This window comes from Neobacillus sp. PVCKKU3 (genome assembly GCF_058323225.1).
This window is the reverse complement of the sequence record NZ_JBLVQN010000018.1, coordinates 1-16,345: the sequence shown is the minus strand read 5'-3', so window position 1 is coordinate 16,345 and position 16,345 is coordinate 1. Positions and strand designations below refer to the sequence as shown.

12 protein-coding genes and 10 tRNA genes are annotated in these 16,345 nt (G+C 36.1%); 4 read left to right on the top strand and 18 right to left on the bottom strand.

The window, feature by feature from the left end:
- Window positions 1–103: 103 nt before the first annotated feature.
- Entirely contained in the window at window positions 104–877 is a 774-nt protein-coding gene (locus tag ACNQGS_RS13625; RefSeq protein ID WP_378580669.1) for a CPBP family intramembrane glutamic endopeptidase, read from the bottom strand.
- A gap of 138 nt (window positions 878–1,015) precedes the next feature.
- Between ACNQGS_RS13625 and ACNQGS_RS13620 the strand changes: the two genes are divergently transcribed.
- The 3 genes from ACNQGS_RS13620 (at window position 1,016) to ACNQGS_RS13610 (ending at window position 3,259) form a co-directional block, all read left to right on the top strand.
- Window positions 1,016–1,555 carry a hypothetical protein gene (locus tag ACNQGS_RS13620; RefSeq protein ID WP_378580666.1) on the top strand — a complete coding sequence of 180 codons (540 nt, stop codon included), beginning with the start codon at window positions 1,016–1,018 and terminating at the stop codon, window positions 1,553–1,555.
- 127 nt (window positions 1,556–1,682) lie between these two features.
- On the top strand, window positions 1,683–2,363 hold the full coding sequence (locus tag ACNQGS_RS13615) for an SIMPL domain-containing protein (protein ID WP_491487776.1): 681 nt from the start codon (window positions 1,683–1,685) through the stop codon (window positions 2,361–2,363).
- A gap of 110 nt (window positions 2,364–2,473) precedes the next feature.
- On the top strand, window positions 2,474–3,259 hold the full coding sequence (locus ACNQGS_RS13610) for a putative protein N(5)-glutamine methyltransferase (RefSeq protein ID WP_491487860.1): 786 nt from the start codon (window positions 2,474–2,476) through the stop codon (window positions 3,257–3,259).
- A gap of 588 nt (window positions 3,260–3,847) precedes the next feature.
- Here ACNQGS_RS13610 and ACNQGS_RS13605 read toward each other — a convergent pair.
- From ACNQGS_RS13605 to ACNQGS_RS13595, 3 genes are all read right to left on the bottom strand, one after another.
- Window positions 3,848–6,358, bottom strand: a complete 2,511-nt coding sequence (locus tag ACNQGS_RS13605) for a Helicase associated domain protein (protein WP_491487775.1) — start codon at window positions 6,356–6,358, stop codon at window positions 3,848–3,850.
- Between the two features lie 278 nt (window positions 6,359–6,636).
- The gene (locus tag ACNQGS_RS13600) at window positions 6,637–7,212 is read right to left on the bottom strand and encodes a recombinase family protein (RefSeq protein ID WP_491487774.1); all 576 of its coding nucleotides are present in this window, start codon (window positions 7,210–7,212) and stop codon (window positions 6,637–6,639) included.
- Window positions 7,213–7,827: 615 nt separating this feature from the next.
- Window positions 7,828–8,370 carry a hypothetical protein gene (locus ACNQGS_RS13595; RefSeq protein WP_491487773.1) on the bottom strand — a complete coding sequence of 181 codons (543 nt, stop codon included), beginning with the start codon at window positions 8,368–8,370 and terminating at the stop codon, window positions 7,828–7,830.
- Between the two features lie 299 nt (window positions 8,371–8,669).
- On the opposite strand from ACNQGS_RS13595, the gene ACNQGS_RS13590 reads away from it, so the two are divergent.
- Window positions 8,670–9,203: a hypothetical protein gene (locus ACNQGS_RS13590; protein WP_491487772.1), complete on the top strand. Its 534-nt coding sequence runs from the start codon at window positions 8,670–8,672 to the stop codon at window positions 9,201–9,203.
- A gap of 374 nt (window positions 9,204–9,577) precedes the next feature.
- On the opposite strand, the gene ACNQGS_RS13585 is transcribed toward ACNQGS_RS13590, so the two are convergent.
- From ACNQGS_RS13585 to ACNQGS_RS13520, 14 genes are all read right to left on the bottom strand, one after another.
- The gene (locus ACNQGS_RS13585; RefSeq protein ID WP_491487771.1) at window positions 9,578–9,793 is read right to left on the bottom strand and encodes a hypothetical protein; all 216 of its coding nucleotides are present in this window, start codon (window positions 9,791–9,793) and stop codon (window positions 9,578–9,580) included.
- Between the two features lie 163 nt (window positions 9,794–9,956).
- Window positions 9,957–11,147 carry a hypothetical protein gene (locus tag ACNQGS_RS13580; protein ID WP_491487770.1) on the bottom strand — a complete coding sequence of 397 codons (1,191 nt, stop codon included), beginning with the start codon at window positions 11,145–11,147 and terminating at the stop codon, window positions 9,957–9,959.
- A gap of 1,110 nt (window positions 11,148–12,257) precedes the next feature.
- Window positions 12,258–13,634 (bottom strand): phage lytic cycle repressor MrpR family protein, encoded by a 1,377-nt coding sequence (locus ACNQGS_RS13575; RefSeq protein WP_491487769.1) that lies wholly within the window; start codon window positions 13,632–13,634, stop codon window positions 12,258–12,260.
- A 482-nt stretch (window positions 13,635–14,116) separates the two neighbouring features.
- On the bottom strand, window positions 14,117–15,142 hold the full coding sequence (locus ACNQGS_RS13570) for a tyrosine-type recombinase/integrase (RefSeq protein WP_491487768.1): 1,026 nt from the start codon (window positions 15,140–15,142) through the stop codon (window positions 14,117–14,119).
- Window positions 15,143–15,273: 131 nt separating this feature from the next.
- Window positions 15,274–15,347, bottom strand: a tRNA-Arg gene (locus tag ACNQGS_RS13565).
- 10 nt (window positions 15,348–15,357) lie between these two features.
- Window positions 15,358–15,448, bottom strand: a tRNA-Ser gene (locus tag ACNQGS_RS13560).
- A gap of 10 nt (window positions 15,449–15,458) precedes the next feature.
- A tRNA-Asn gene (locus ACNQGS_RS13555) sits at window positions 15,459–15,533 on the bottom strand.
- Between the two features lie 20 nt (window positions 15,534–15,553).
- Window positions 15,554–15,630, bottom strand: a tRNA-Ile gene (locus ACNQGS_RS13550).
- Between the two features lie 5 nt (window positions 15,631–15,635).
- Window positions 15,636–15,709: transfer RNA gene (locus ACNQGS_RS13545), tRNA-Met, on the bottom strand.
- Between the two features lie 168 nt (window positions 15,710–15,877).
- Window positions 15,878–15,970 (bottom strand) — tRNA-Ser (locus ACNQGS_RS13540).
- Between the two features lie 12 nt (window positions 15,971–15,982).
- Window positions 15,983–16,059: transfer RNA gene (locus tag ACNQGS_RS13535), tRNA-Met, on the bottom strand.
- A 21-nt stretch (window positions 16,060–16,080) separates the two neighbouring features.
- Window positions 16,081–16,156 (bottom strand) — tRNA-Ala (locus ACNQGS_RS13530).
- A gap of 7 nt (window positions 16,157–16,163) precedes the next feature.
- A tRNA-Pro gene (locus ACNQGS_RS13525) sits at window positions 16,164–16,240 on the bottom strand.
- Window positions 16,241–16,255: 15 nt separating this feature from the next.
- Window positions 16,256–16,332: transfer RNA gene (locus ACNQGS_RS13520), tRNA-Arg, on the bottom strand.
- Between the last annotated feature and the right edge of the window lie 13 nt (window positions 16,333–16,345).

Genomic DNA, 16,345 nt, shown 5'->3' with positions numbered 1-16,345 from the left:
ATATCCAAGCACCATTTGATTTATCTAATATTACAGGATTGCCAACCGGATTTCAAAAATGAAACATGGGGACGGTTCTCATGCCTCAATTTATTTATTTCTACTAAAATGATGCAGGAGAACCGTCCCCATGCCTCAACTTGTTTCTCACCAAATATAAAAACAGGAACATGAGTAGCGGGATGATGTAGCTGATAGATTCTAGTAGCAATGATGGTGGGCCGTCTTTTGTTATGATAATTCCCCCGCCAGTACTTCCAAGTGTTCCGTTAAAAATTCCGTAGCAGACGTTCAGTCCCCAGTGGATTCCGGTGTCAGCCCAGATGCTGCCGGTTTTATAAATGGCATAGGTGAGAGATAGGCCAAGAAGAAGGGAAAAGAGCGTGTTAGAGAGGCTGAGACCTTCATTCCACGAATCATCAAGCGCGTAGAGCACAAGAGAGAGTATGAACACCCATTTCATCGGTATTTTTCCTTTTAAATGACCAAATACATATCCCCGAACGATGATATCGTTTAAAAATGAACCTACGAAAAACGTCAGCATGATCATGAGCAGGGAAAGAATCATTTGAGAAAACGGCATTGCTCCCATAATCTCATATCCATTTAAGGAATATTCGATACCGTACTTGATTAGCCAAAAGGAAAAGCCAATCGCAAACCCCAACATCATATTCTTCCACCATTTTGGATGAAAGCTGATTCCGATTCTTCGAAAATCCTTTTTTGTTAAAAACAGAATTCCTTTCAATAACGGAAAAAGCAGGAGGACCAATACAACCTGAACCAAAAATGAACCTGCTCCTGCAATTCCAACGTTCAAATACGCATCTAAAATGATAAAACCAACTATTGCTTTGACAAAATAGCTCATGTTTCACTTCCCTATTTTATGTTTTTCTTCAGTACGCACCAGCTAAATGAAATCCACTCCCAACTATAGTAAAATATTTCATTTTTTACCACAATTATATTATGATAGAAGCATTCTAGGAAATAAAGGAGTTTAGTCATGCGTCCTTCTAACCAGCAGCAGCCAATATGGGCATGGGTTGTCCTCATTGGCGGTGGATTATTTTTATTTACGTCTCTTCCTGGTCTACCCTTTATCATTTTCATGACCTTTTGGAAAGCAAATGAACTGAGTTTCTTCTCGCTGATTTTTATAGTCATTTCATTAGCCATTATCAGCGTCATCATTTGGGGAATGAAGCGAGCGTACAATGCACTGAGGGATTATAATCGGGCCAAAAAGGCCTATGAGCTTGAATCTTTGCAAGATCCAAAACTATTAAACAGTCATTCTTATGAGACGAAAAAACTGATTTGGCCTTGGGTTGTGATTGGTCTTGGGGCTCTGCTTGTAGTAGGTGCAGGTCCAGGCATCATCATGCTGCCGATAGCGCCACTCTTTTTAGCCGGCATGTCTACCGATTCAGGCACCACCCCGGACTATGTGCCCATCCTCATTTTAGTCATCGGATATGGATTAATGGCTGGCTATGTTATTCTTCTCATAAAAGCAATTAAAGCACTGAGAGCGAAAAAATAAAGGTAAAAACCACATTAAACATAACCTTCACCCTCATAATAGTTGGCAGCGAGAATATTTTATCCATTTTAATCGTCTCTTCTTAATACAATGAATGGAGGGAGTTTTAAAGGAAAGGAGTGCTCAAATGTATTATCAGAACCCATGGGTGCGGGCACAGCCTGAATGGAGAGCCTTTTCTAGAAATGGCCAAAATTTCTTGGAAGTAACAGGTGAAGGTTCGGTGTATGTGGCACCAGACATGTCCATCGTTACATTAGGTGTGAATTCGGAGAATATGAATCTTACAGATGCCCAACAAGATAATAATGAAAAAACGACTAAAGTGATACAGTCACTCAGAAGCTTAGGGATTTCAAAGGAGAATATTAAAACGGCAGATTACCGAATCGAAATGGTATATGATTACGAAAATGGTAAACAAACATTACGAGGATATAGAGTGGTCCATTTACTTCAAGTCATAAATGATAAGATTGAACAAACAGGGTTTATTGTCGATACTGCTGTTAAAAACGGGGCAAATACTGTCACAAATATTGAATTTAAAGTAAAAAATCCGCAAATCTACTACAGTCAAGCATTGGCTCTTGCCCTCAATGATGCTCAATTTAAGGCTGCAGAACTAACAAAGGAAATGGGAGTAACGCTAAATAAGGTGCCTTTTTCAATACAGGAATTGAGCCAAACTTCACCAATCATTCCTTTGCAAACGGCTATGTTTGCCAAAAGTGAAGCTGCAACGCCGATACAGCCTGGTAAACTTAAAATTTCCGCGTCCATTCAGGCAAAGTTTTCATATTTTTAACAGATTGAAGCACTCACAAACGAAATAGTGAGTGCTTTTGAAAAATCCACTAAACTATTTAAAAAAGCATTTATGAAGGTTGGGTGGTTTTTATAGCAAAAAAGCTTCTTATTAATGACCAAATAAAAAAGAGTATCATCAAACGACTCCGGACTGCTGGGTGTGTTTTCGCTGAAGAAGAGGCAGAGCTTCTTCTTGCTGGGGCGCAGACATGGGATGCTCTCTCCGATATGGTCAATAATAGAATAAACGGTTCGCCACTTGAGTATGTCCTCGGTTGGGCGGAGTTCTGTGGGCACAGGATCGCAGTAGAACCTGGAGTCTTTGTCCCTCGCCGTCGTACTGAGTTTCTCGTCCACCAGGCAGTAGCTTTTTCTATACCTGGAGTCACAGTTGTTGACCTTTGCTGCGGTACTGGCGCAATTGGTGTCGCGATTGCCAAAGATCTGGGATGGATTGAGTTGCATTCGACCGACATTGATCCTACTGCAGTTCGCTGCGCACTCCGAAATGTTACCAGTCTTGGTGGTCAAGTATATGAGGGTGACCTTTATAAGCCTCTCCCCTCTGAACTTCGTGGGAAAGTGGACATCCTAGTAGCAAATGCACCCTACGTTCCTACCGGCCAAATCATGCTGCTTCCTCAAGAAGCACGTCTCCATGAACCGAATGTGGCGCTCGACGGGGGAGTTGACGGACTTGACCTTCAGCGAAGAGTGGCAAAAGAAGCACCCCTTTGGCTGACAACCGGAGGACACTTATTGATTGAGACGAGCAAAATGCAGGCACCTCAAACCGTTGAAATTTTCTCTCAAAATGGACTAATACCACAGATGGTACACTATGGTGAACTAGACTCTACTATAGTAATTGGCACCAATCCTCCTCCAGAATAAATAGTGAAGGAAATCTTCAAAATATACTTGAGATTTGCATAAAAAAAACCTCCAAACATCTTGTTTGGAAGTTTTTAGCTTAACGACTTTTTCGGAGAAATTCATTCAGGTTATTTCTCCTAACTTCGTTAGACCAATGATACTACTGAGTTGCTCAAAGTTTGAAATACGCGCCTTAGAGGATTCGAACCTCTGACCGTACGCTTAGAAGGCGTATGCTCTATCCTGCTGTAAACCTTTTTATATCGCTTTTTTTCTTCCGTTCAGTATAACGGTCACTTATCGAACTTAGACCGTTTGACTTATTTTCTATTATAGATAGGAATACCTTGAAATTCAACAATCTAGAGTGTGCTTATTCAAATTAATCTTCCTACCAATCTCACGCAAGGGCTATATCTCACGCAAACAATTTCATTACTCAAATTAAACTCAATTTGAAATCAATAATCATAGGGGGCAATAGAAACATGGATATTAATCAACCATAATTTTTAAGAATTAAAAGCCCATGTGCTAAGGATTTCTCTCTTTTTAGTTTTTGTCTTAACCATTGCATATTAGAATGGTACAAAGAATGCTTCAAAATTACCTTCTTTTCTGAATTCCTTTATGCTCCAATACTTTATATATAGTTGATGTTCCTACTTTAAGAGTAGTTCTAATTTCATCTAGAGATTTACCTTGTTGGTATGCTTCAATTATCGCTTTCATTCGATGTTCTTCTTTACCTCCTTCAATAAATTCGGATATACGTTCCTCGGTTTTTTTTGCAATTCGGTTTCTATATTCAATTTCAAAATCGAATCCTATTTCAAATAGTTTATTTATTCTTTCATCTGATAATTTACCTTCCCTATAAACCCTTCTCTGATTCGAAACCCAAAGTGCAAGTTCATTATTATGTGTGAATTTTTTACTTAGGTGTCTTGGTACATTACAATGACCATGCTCTTTTTTAAATTCAATCAACTGTTCATACATTGTATCCCATCTTTGTGAACGCATAGTTTCCCATTTAAATCCAATGCCCTCTAATAAATCAATTTGTTCTTTTGATAATTCCCCTTTTTTATATAACCTCCTCATCCAACTTGCCCAACTACCTAAACTAAAATTATTTATTGTATAATCTTTAGGAACATTAGCAGTACCAAACTCTTCATAATATCTCTCTAACTCTCTATACCTTAACAACCATTGTTCATATGGTCCCCATTCAAAAGTTAGCTCATTTAACTTATCTATCCGCTCTTTTCCTAATAATCCTTTTTTATAAAGTTTTCTTTGCGCATCAACCCATAATGAAAGCTGCTTATTTTCATGACTACGAGCTACCATACAGTTACCATTTGTTTTGTAATATTCCTTAAGTTGTTCATATTTGTATTCCCACCCAGTTTTTAGCTGTAACTGAATTTGTTTGAAAAATTCTACTTCCTCTTTTGTCTCATCATATATAGTAAATTCTGGGCAGTCCTCTTCTAATCCATAATTAGCTCTCTTTTTTCTCTCCATTTCTCTTGACTTACTTAATTCTGAGATAAAGTTTTCTACACAAATGTTGTTAAAGTTATTAACAAAATCAAATATGAGTGGTTTTTTATCTATATTCCCTGTTTGAATAGCTCTTCCTATTTGCTGATAGAATACCCTTGGAGAGGTGGTATTTCGAAGTAGTATTACACCTGAAATATCGTCAATATGTAGACCCTCGTTTAACATATCTATAGCAAACAGCAAGTGTATTTCATTTCTATTACTGGCTAACTTAAAGCTAGTTAATTCCTTATCACTTTGTTTATCTCCACTTACAACTCGATATTCTCTCACCCTCATATCTGGAATTGCCTCTGTAAACCACTTTCTTACTAACCATTCCATATTAATTAGATGTTTTTTATCTTCACAAAAGACAATAAATTTATTTTCATCCTTTTTGATATGTTTTTTAATAATTGGTGGGATACCTCTGCTTTTCTCCCATTTTTTTTTATATTCCAACACCTGCAATAAATGAATTTCTTTTTCTATATCTTCACTTCTTGTAATCTTATCTTTTAGTTTATTTAATTCATTATCGATTGTATAAAGTGCAGTAACATATGTAGGCATAGGTAATATTTTTTTTGCTATTGCATCTGCTAAGCTTAAATTTGACGAAACATTACCATCAAATAATTCATCAGACATATCTTTGTTATCATCTAAATATCTTATTGGAGTAGCTGACGTTCCTAATATAAAGGCAACAAGATTATTGTCTAGTAATTTTTGAACGCCTTTGCCCCATTCTTCAGCACCGCACCTATGAAATTCATCTAAGACTATAAAGTCATATTTAACATTTTTTATTTCTAATTCTGAAAGTCTTGCAAGTTTTGCATAAGTCATAAATTTAGTATTTTGAAATGACCATGGAAATTTTGACTTTATTTGTCTAAGGATAAATTTTGATGGAGCTAAAACTAAACACCTTTTTCCAATATGTTCCGACAAGAATTTTATTACAATATAACTTTTACCTGTACCTGTTGCATGAACAACAGCTATCCTTTTGGATTGTTTAGAGAGTTCATTAGATTTCTCGTAGGCTCTTTTATTATGTGCTAATAACTCTATCTTCGGTTCATTATCCCTCTTTTTTATACTATAACTATCAATTAATTCTTCAACATAGTCCCAATTTTCTAATCGCATATTAAACTCTGCTAATTCTTTAGCTTCTTTTACAAACCCTTCAATGGTTACCAATATGTAACTATTACACTTATATTTCGTTTTAGATTTTTCCTCAAATTTTATTAATTCAATTTTCGTATCATCAAACGTTAATCTTCTTGAATGATTTTTTGCCTGAATTATTATTGAAATGGTGTCTGGGGTTTTTGGATGAAATAATAAAACATCTGCTCCTGCATCATCTTTAGAACCGTTTCTAACAGCTATCCACCCATTTCCAATATATAACTCTTTAAGATAATCCTCAAAAACTATTCCCTTTTCATTAACTGGTAACTGTTGAAGAAATGTTTTTACCTTATCTTTTTCTTTATTAATAGTTAATCTTTTCAAATTGGCTATATATTCATCAATCATACTATTACTTCCTTTTAATAATAGATTTCAATAAACAACAAATATAATAACTAAGTGATTTCTATCACAAAAATACATAGTTTACCTACTTTATCAAAATACAATTATAACAGGTATTTACAAAATATTACATACACAACCCTTACCTGCAAAAAGCTTATCGCAAGTACAAATATGTTCATGGTACGTGGATGAACCAACTTACCCCATCTCCCGCCCATAACTCCAGTGAAATGTGGAAATACACCCCCGTACCTCAACATAAAGAAAGAGACCCTTTAGAGAGTCCCTTGCAATTGCTTCGCTTCCAGTTCGTTTTTTCTGTTAATAAGTGTTCGCTTCTTTATTCCCGTCATTGCTTCAACTTCTTTATATGTATGGTTCTTGAGAAGTTCTAGAGCATGCTGTATTTGAGCCTTAGTGTGTTTTCTAGGTCTGCCTTCTCTAAAATCATCCCGCTGCTTTGCAAGTGCTTTCCCTTCCTGAGTACGCTCTACAATCATATCCCGTTCAAACTCTGCAAATGAACTTAATATATTGAAAATCAACCTGCCAGTTGGTGTATTTTCCACCAGTCCCATATTAAGGATATGAACCTTCACTCCTCTTGCAAATAGAGACTTAACTGTCTGGATACCTTCCACTGCTGACCGAGCAAATCTATCTAGCTTAGTTACGACTAATGTGTCACCTACTTGTAGTGCCTCTAGCACCTTGTTGAACTCAGGTCTATCAGTTTTAGTGCCTGTGAACTTCTCTTTATATATTTCCTCGCATCCTTCCGCTTGTAACGCTTGGATTTGAACCTCTAAATCTTGTCCTGTTGTTGAGACCCTTGCATATCCATATTTCATTGTATTATCCTCACTATTCACCATTTATTTATTGCACTAAGTTAATGCACCTTGTGAGGCTTATTGTAGCAAGGTTGCTAAAATAGTGCAATAACTTTCAAGTTTTTGCACCTTCTGAGTAATTGTAAACATAAAGGTAAAATCAGTTATATACGTATGGATGACTCTTATTACAAGAATGATGAAAGGTAGTACGATTTGGATAAACAATCATTGACGATGATTCGTCTCGAACAACATTAGCTTATTTCTATTGAATTTATCACTATACCGCATTAAAACTTATCCATTATTTGAGTCGTGTCGGAAATTTACCGAAGACTGTTTGTGTATATGGGTAGTTCTGTTTCAATACATTTACCAATAAACATACGGAAATGCCTCAGATTCAATCTGTGAAAATGAACTTAATCTTAAGGGGGCTAGAGGGAGGAGGGTTCAATTTAGAAGTCTCTTGGAGTCAGTCTGGGCGTTGTCTGGAGTTTTACTTTATAGACTCACCAAGCCATTATAGGCGTATTTTCTTTACCCCCTAACCTATGGCATTACAGAAAAGTAAAAGGGGTACAAAAAAGCATTGGATGTAATAAACCAATGCTCAATCGTCTTCGTTTATTAGGGAATGGAATTAGCTATTTCAATTAGTATTTCTGGGGTAACTAGTTTAGATATTCTTTTATCATTACTCAAAACATACTGGAATTCATTTTTTTCGAATAACAAGAGGTTAAATCCCTCTACAACTTTGGTACTATAGATTGCTTCACTGCCATCCTTTGTTTTTAGCCTTTGGTCAATAAGGCTCTCTTTAATCTTTAATCCGTATTCTGCTGGTTGGACAAAAATCTTATAGTGATTCTGTGGGATATCTTTATTTATGTATTCAATATCAAGTTTATCGTTAAGTTTATCGTCAATATCACCTAACCTTGCAAAGCTGTGAGTAAAAGCAATGGGAGGTAATTGCACTGGCAGTTCAATATTGCGATTAAAATGTATACTGCTATCTTTTAATGCCTGATGAATACCTGTATAGCCATTTTGAAAAAATGACTTTCGGAACTGTTCGCTAGTATATTTTGCTTTTGCTTCGAATGAAAATGAAAAGGTTAAAACAGAACACAAAACCAATACTTTTAATAGCTTGATAATAACCACATCCTTATTTCTAATTGTTTAGTTATGCTATTATTTGCAATTTTTACAATTAGTATGTGAAAACGCAGTAAAGCCTTTCAGCTTCTGAGGAGATACATCCCTTTAGCAACACAAAAAAGCGTTCTTGTTGGTACAGAAACGCAGCTGTTAGTTGAGTAAGAAACAGTGTCTAATAACTTGAAATTATTTCTAATCATTAACTTTTGAGAATGATTGTAATCAAAACTGTGATTTACACTTATTAGAATTTGAATATTGCTTAAAAAAGAGATAAACATAACATCAATGGAGGTGTTGGTATGAAGAAAAAACTAATGATTTTATTAAATGGGTTAGTAATTTTTTTTACTTTAAATGACACAGGCAATGCAGTTGGTAGTGATAAACTTTATACAAAGAAACCTATGACTACTGAAGAAGCTTACGAAGCTAATGGATATACCAGCTTAAAAGTGGCAACCAAAGAATTTGAAAAAAAATATAATGCAAAAGTAAATCTCCCTCAAAAAATTCCTTTTAAAGTTACACATAAGTACGGTAAGGTTGAAGATGATTCAAGAGTAACTCTGGAATATCTAGGAGAAAATTTTAAAGGTAATAATCTCACAATAATCGTAAGTTTAAATAAACTAGGTAAGCTTAAAGGTGAATATGAATACAAATTGAAAAACGGTGCTAAAGTATTTATTCGTGAGGAACCTAATCCAAACTTTCACTTTCCTACGAGTTTGTCTTTTAAAAAAGATAATCTTCATTATCATTTTATTTTACTTTACCAAGATAAAGATTTAGAAAAACAGAAAATAATTGAAATAGCTGAATCATTTGATTAATAAGTATCCTAGTAGATTTTAAAATTGCATCTTACTTTAAGTCTTTTGACAGCATTTCACCTATTGAATTTCAAACATTAAATAATCATACTAACCTAAATCATCAATAACTGCAGTAAAAACAAAAGGAAAGCATCGATCTGGTGTCGTAGCTTTCCATCTTATTAGACCTAATATCATTTTTCAGTTTACCATAGTATTAATTCAGCGGTTGAACGAAGTGAAACGGATTTTTTATTCTTAAAAAAATCACAGTTTTATTAATCCGGAGTATGCTATTACAAACATCCGCTCCCACACAAAAAAGGAGCGTCCCGTTGAGAGACACTCCTTTTGGCTTGATAAACTTACACACATACTTAATTGACTCTACACTATTTTTTTGTCCATTTTTCCCAAAGCATTTTCCAAGCAACATTCGTCTTAATCATTAAAACCCAACAAAGAGGAAGAAAAACGAAGGTAATGGGGGTAGGTCTGTTACCAAATAAAATTGATAATATAACTGCTATAGTACATCCTACTGTACCTGCAACAAGCAACAAATGGATTTTAAATAGAGTATCCATCAAATCACCTTTATCGTACATTAATATTGTAAACACAAGCGCTTTTACCTTTTAATAATTTCAATAGGTTAAATTCCATTATTTTCAATAAAATTCACAAAGTCTTAATTCCAATACTATACTCAATCATTACCTCCAAAATACAAAAAAGGAGAGGCTGCTGTTTAAGACTTTCCACCTAGTGTTACTTTTGCTCTAGACAGAATTTTAGGTTATACAATTCGAATAGCTGTCCCATCCGCTCCATATACAGATTCTGAAGGTGCAACCTCTTAACGCCTAAGTCATATCCTGCTACAATATCCTCAAGTTCCTGTTGTGTGTAGAAGAATCTAATCCATTTTTCGTCTTCTGTAGTGGCAAAGCTAATTTTCTGCTCCTTGTATTCCTGAAGCTTCTGCTTGTGACGTTTCTCAGCCTTCTTCATGATATTAACCTTACGCTTTAGTTCATAGTCCGCTACATTTTCGTTTATGAATAGGTCCTTATCATTGACATAGGCTTCAAGGGAATCGACACAGTATGTTTCAAGATATCGCTGTACAGCTTTACTTGAAGCCTTTAATATCACTGCGTATTCTTTCCAGTAATACTTGATTCCTAATTTATTACCATTTTCGTCCTTAACTTCTGCTAATGCCTCTTTCCATTCACGATTGAAGTTTTTAACCTTTTTAGCATTTCGATGTGCAGTTAGGTTGAATTCAACAACATCATGTTTCTTCATCAATTTTCGTCTAGCCTTTAGAATCTTCTTCATAATTTCGGGACTGATACTGACCTTCCCATCTTTGCCATATGCCATCCAGTTCTCATAGAATAAGATGATACCGCATTTTTTCATATGTTCTAAGGTCTTAACCAATTGCCCATATATTTCAAGGCAGTGCTGTGTAAACTCATCTAATAGCTTCGTTTGGTCTTCTTCAAGGATTCCACTTTGTATAGCCTTATCGATGTGTTTCTGACGAAGCTTACTACTGTGTCTAGAACGTAATAGGTCATATTCAAGTTCAGTAATTAATCCAAATTCAACTGCCCATTTTCCTAGACTCATACTTGCTTGTTGCGTCATATCATATTCTAAGTGAGTGGCTACAATTACATCCATTGGAATTCTATGTTCAACTTGTTGACGACCGCTTCTTACACGACCGTCTTTCTTCATAGCTTTATCTTCAAGTTTTCCACTGCATTTGATTTTCCGTTTCGAGCCTCTGCCTTCTTTTTTGACGAATTCCCAATCTTGCTCAACACGTTTGATTATTGAATCAAATGAACGTCTGTTTAAATTCCCATTATTCTCGAATGATTCCTTTTGAACCTCTGTCCCGTATTCCTCAACCAATTCCGCTAATGTAAATATTTTTTCCACTTTTCATCTTCCTTTTCAATAGAGGCGGTGCATCAGATGATACACCACATTTAATTCTCCCCTTTCATAGTTTAATAATTTTTAAGACTAATGATTTAGATTGGTTAAATCGTGCATCTTTTGTCGTAATATAAATTTAAGGGTATATATAATAATATTATATTAAAAGTTGCACGATTTTTTTAAACCCTTAATCGCCCTGAAATTACAAGCGTTTTAGGTAATATTTTTTACAGGTTGAGATTGATAGGGTCGTCACCTTTAGGTGGCGAAGTGACCGCTGGGAGCGTCCCAAACAACGACCGTAGGGAGGCGTAGCAGTGAGCGATGCGAACACTATTATTCTATCACACCCAAACCTTACTGTTGAAGGAACTCAGTAAAACGCTTCCAAATCACTATTATCAATGATTTGGTCATAATTTGGCCAATTGTTACATTTTCATTACAATTTACGAAGGCTGTCTTCATCTAATGATTGAGGGGTTTTATTTCCTTGACACGTTCTGCAATAGTTTGATAGATGATAAGGCTTATCTGAAAGAGACTTATTAATCCGCCCATACGATACTTTTCCTCACCGTTTTCAGAACAGATACTTCCTCCTATCGCTGAATACCCATTTGACCACTTGACTCTCACTAATACTCTCGATACCAAATTCATGCCAAGAATAGAGATAAAGGTAAAAAAAAATGATGTGAAACACGTTTCGGGATTTAGCTTAGAAGTATACAATATTGTGGTATTTTTATTGCTTGAAGGGTATCAAATATCCTTCTCGTATCGGAATCTTTTACACCGTGTAATGTGTGAATAGAAGTGCTGACCCATGATTTTTTTCATTATGACACTGTGTATAAATTCTGTGATGGTTATTTAATAAAACAAAAAGCAACCAGAATGGCTGCCTCAATTTCTAATATCCGATGTAACTGAAGTGCTTCTCTTCCTCATTTCATTATATCTATCTTTATTTTCCTCATGATGTGTTCGACCTTCTCAATTATTTGTAATATCTGCTCATGTTCTTCTGTAAATCAATCTTCCACTATTTAGAATCCAATTAATTATTTTTAAAAGTCTTTCAAGAAGCGGTGAACACACTGTTCACTCTTTCTTATTTAACTGGTCTAAGTACTTTTCCATTCTTGTTCGAAGGTAGAATTTAGATGAATCATTCACTGGAATAGCGAATCTTTCTAGAACCTTTACAATTGCATCGTCTAATGCTAATTTCTCTTCATCCATTAGTTTCTTGGCTAGGTGAAGCTGACCACTGTATGACACTGTTGTTGCGTTTAAGTATTGATAGTCAAACTTATCTCTGATGCGTAATAGTCTTTGGTTGATTATTTGCCCCTTCACCTTATCCTTACCTCGTAATCCTCTTAAGATATTCTTCCCCTCTGCAATCTTGTACTTACGAGCGCTATCCCCATTGATGCTGACATATATAGGTTCACCGTATGCTTTTCTAACTAGAATTGCTGTTTCTATGCTAATAAGCACTTCCCTTTCTTCACTGATTCTAATTACTTTTTCATCCAAATCACATTGGTCGATTGTTAGTTCTGTAAGTTCTTCAAATTCATTCTTAAGAGATAGACCATCGAATAGTAGTCCAATGATAACTCCATCTTGGGCATTATCTGCATACATTGCCATATCCATGATTTCATCTCTGTTGAAAATCATATTCTCTTCTGCTTCTTTATCAAGTAAATCTTCAATTTTATCTGTGCTATTAAAGACTGTAGCATAGTTAACCCGGTATTTTGATTTCCTACGCTCTATCGCAAAATCTATATACTGTTTTATCGTTGAGATTTTATCTTGTAGGCTTCTTACAGTCTTAGCATTCAGCGATTTAAGAACAAGCCTTAATTCAGCAATATTAAAATCGTATAAATCTTTATCAAAATCTCTTTCGAATTTTTCGGTCTTTTTAAACAATGCTTTAGCTACCCTCTGTGAATTGATACTATACTTTGAAGTTAAGAAGTTAATCTTAAATTCCCTTTGATACAACTTCTCTGCCTTTGACACAAATCCAGCTTTCATATCATCTAGTTCAATCAGCAGTTCATTATAGTAAGGTAATCGTTCTTTCCAAAGTTGTAAAAAGGTCTCAATTTCTTGATATAGAATTGTAGGAACTATTACTTCCCCCCTTTCTATCTTTCTAATCTCTTCACCATTCCTATCTCTCTTGTTGTAAACCCTATCTACCCTTGAAAACAACTCGATTAATAACTTTTCACAAAGTTCATGGTCATAACTTCTTATTATCTTTTCAAAAACAAATGCATCTTTGCCATACCTATTATAATCTTGTAGAAGGGGCTTATTTCTCTCAATTTCCTTTTTTAAGTCACTATCATGCTCCGTTAATCTTGTTTTAGCCTCTCTACCAGTCCCTCCAAACAAAATCATGAAATTTATCTTGTTTAAGATAAGATAAACTTCTCCCTTTTGATTTTTCATTTAATCCCCCTCATTTCCAGTTACTATATTCATATACTACAATAATTAATAGATAGTGCAAACTATAATATTACATTAATGGAAAATACTGTTTCAACGATACAGTTTATTACTAAATCAGTGATTTGATATTAAATTATTAAAAGTACTATTATCAAAATTATTATTCCCTGCACCAAACAGTTATACTAATATACTTATCCTATTATGGGATACCCCAATAATTACAACTCATAGAAGAGAACAGCTATGTTACTGCTCTCTTCGCTAAAAAGACTTCATCTTTTCATAGTTACCATCTTCATCACTGGTGAGAAGGAGTACATGCCCCTGTCGCAAGTAGTCATATTAAATACAAGGAGGCTTTAATCATCTTATTCAACATTCTTTTGTACATAAGTAAACGATTGTGACGAAATGAATTTCTAGACCCTCTATAAGTTGTTCTTGCCTTCGTATAATAGGCGATGTGTTTCATTTGCTTATTCATTGTCACTCCCCCCTAAATAAGAGCGAAGGTTATTTGCAACCTCATCGGCATCTATATATAAGTATTTGGTAGTTACTGCCAAATCACTATGACCCAATGCTTTCGAAATCATAACCACATTTGCACCTTTATCAAGTAATGATTTTGCAAACCCTCTTCTTAAGGCATGAGGATTGATGTTTTTCAAACCGTACATTTTGGAATACTTATTTAGCCGCTTCTGGATGTTGTTATGTGTTGGAGAGGTTGATACACAATCACCGTATTTTGTAATAAATATCAGGCTATTTTTCTTGCCATATTCCCTTCTAATTACCGCATTTTGTTTTATAAGTACATCTAACAGCTTTTTCAGTAGGTCATTAAAAGGTAATTTAATTTGCCGATGATTTTTCATAATGCTGCCATCCAAATTCAATACATTGTTATTAAAGTCTATATGACGTTCCTCAAGTTGGGTCAATGTATTTATTCGAATACCTGTTTTATACATCACTAGGACGGCTACAGCATCCCTAAGCTGAATGAAATTGCTTAGGTCTAGTAGGGAGAGCAATACATTAACCTCATGTTCAGTAGCACCTTCTTTAACCTTTTGGTCAACCTTAATGTTAATGGTCTTCCAAAACTTAAATTCAATCCAACCATTATCAAAACAGCGGGAGAGGAAAGCCTTCAGACATTTCAAGCGTGTTAATTTAGTTTGGTTGCTCACATTCATACTATCTAACCATCTATAAATGGTGTCGGCTGTAATTTCCGCAACATGATTTACATTTGCTACGCTTTGAAAATGCTCTACATGAAGGACATAATCACTTATAGTTCGGCTTCTATTACCGCTTACCTTCATTTGCCTTGTAATGGTTTCAAGAGCATTAGAAATCAACATCGAGTCGTTAAATACCTCAGGCTGATTTATTTTAGTCTTTGAAGCGGATGTATTGGTAATGGTTAATCCATCTAATAATCCTTTTACATCAACTTCAACATCTAACAATCCTTTCCTTTTGGTCATAACAAAAAACCTCCTATATCGTAAAGTAATAAGCCAATAATCGGTGTAATTTCTTAAATGACCGTTATACTGACCGTTTCACTAAACGATATAGAAGGTTGATTTGACGGGCTTTAGAACCCTGTGAAATACGCGCCTTAGAGGATTCGAACCTCTGACCGTACGCTTAGAAGGCGTATGCTCTATCCTGCTGAGCTAAAGGCGCATGATATTTATGGCGGAGAAGGAGGGATTTGAACCCTCGCGCCGGTTGCCCGACCTACACCCTTAGCAGGGGCGCCTCTTCAGCCTCTTGAGTACTTCCCCATAAAAAAAATGGCTCCGCAGGTAGGATTCGAACCTACGACCGTTCGGTTAACAGCCGAATGCTCTACCACTGAGCTACTGCGGAACAATTAGAATTATGTATGATGGTGGGCCTAAATGGACTTGAACCATCGACCTCACGCTTATCAGGCGTGCGCTCTAACCAGCTGAGCTATAGGCCCATATATTGCGGGGGCAGGATTTGAACCTGCGACCTTCGGGTTATGAGCCCGACGAGCTACCGGACTGCTCCACCCCGCGATAATAAGAAAGTATTAAGTTTACGTCATGCTAAAAGCTAACGTAGGACTGTATCAATCTCAGAAAGCTTATTCAAGCAGCAGCTGGATTGATACAACTCGCAGATTATTCATTGAAGCAACGCTCGTTGCTCCACCCCGCGATAATATAAATACCATTAAATTAATATGGCGGAGGAAGAGGGATTCGAACCCCCGCGCGGTTTAACCCGCCTGTCGGTTTTCAAGACCGATCCCTTCAGCCGGACTTGGGTATTCCTCCGAGATCATAAATTGGTAGCGGCGGAGGGGATCGAACCCCCGACCTTACGGGTATGAACCGTACGCTCTAGCCAGCTGAGCTACACCGCCAAATTACATATTTAAATCTTATGGTGGAGCCTAGCGGGATCGAACCGCTGACCTCCTGCGTGCAAAGCAGGCGCTCTCCCAGCTGAGCTAAGGCCCCATTAAAATGGTCGGGAAAACAGGATTCGAACCTGCGACCCCTTGGTCCCAAACCAAGTGCTCTACCAAGCTGAGCTATTTCCCGTACTATTAAATTTGATGGCGCGCCCGACAGGAGTCGAACCCATAACCTTCTGATCCGTAGTCAGACGCTCTATCCAATTGAGCTACGGGCGCATTATTTATTAAG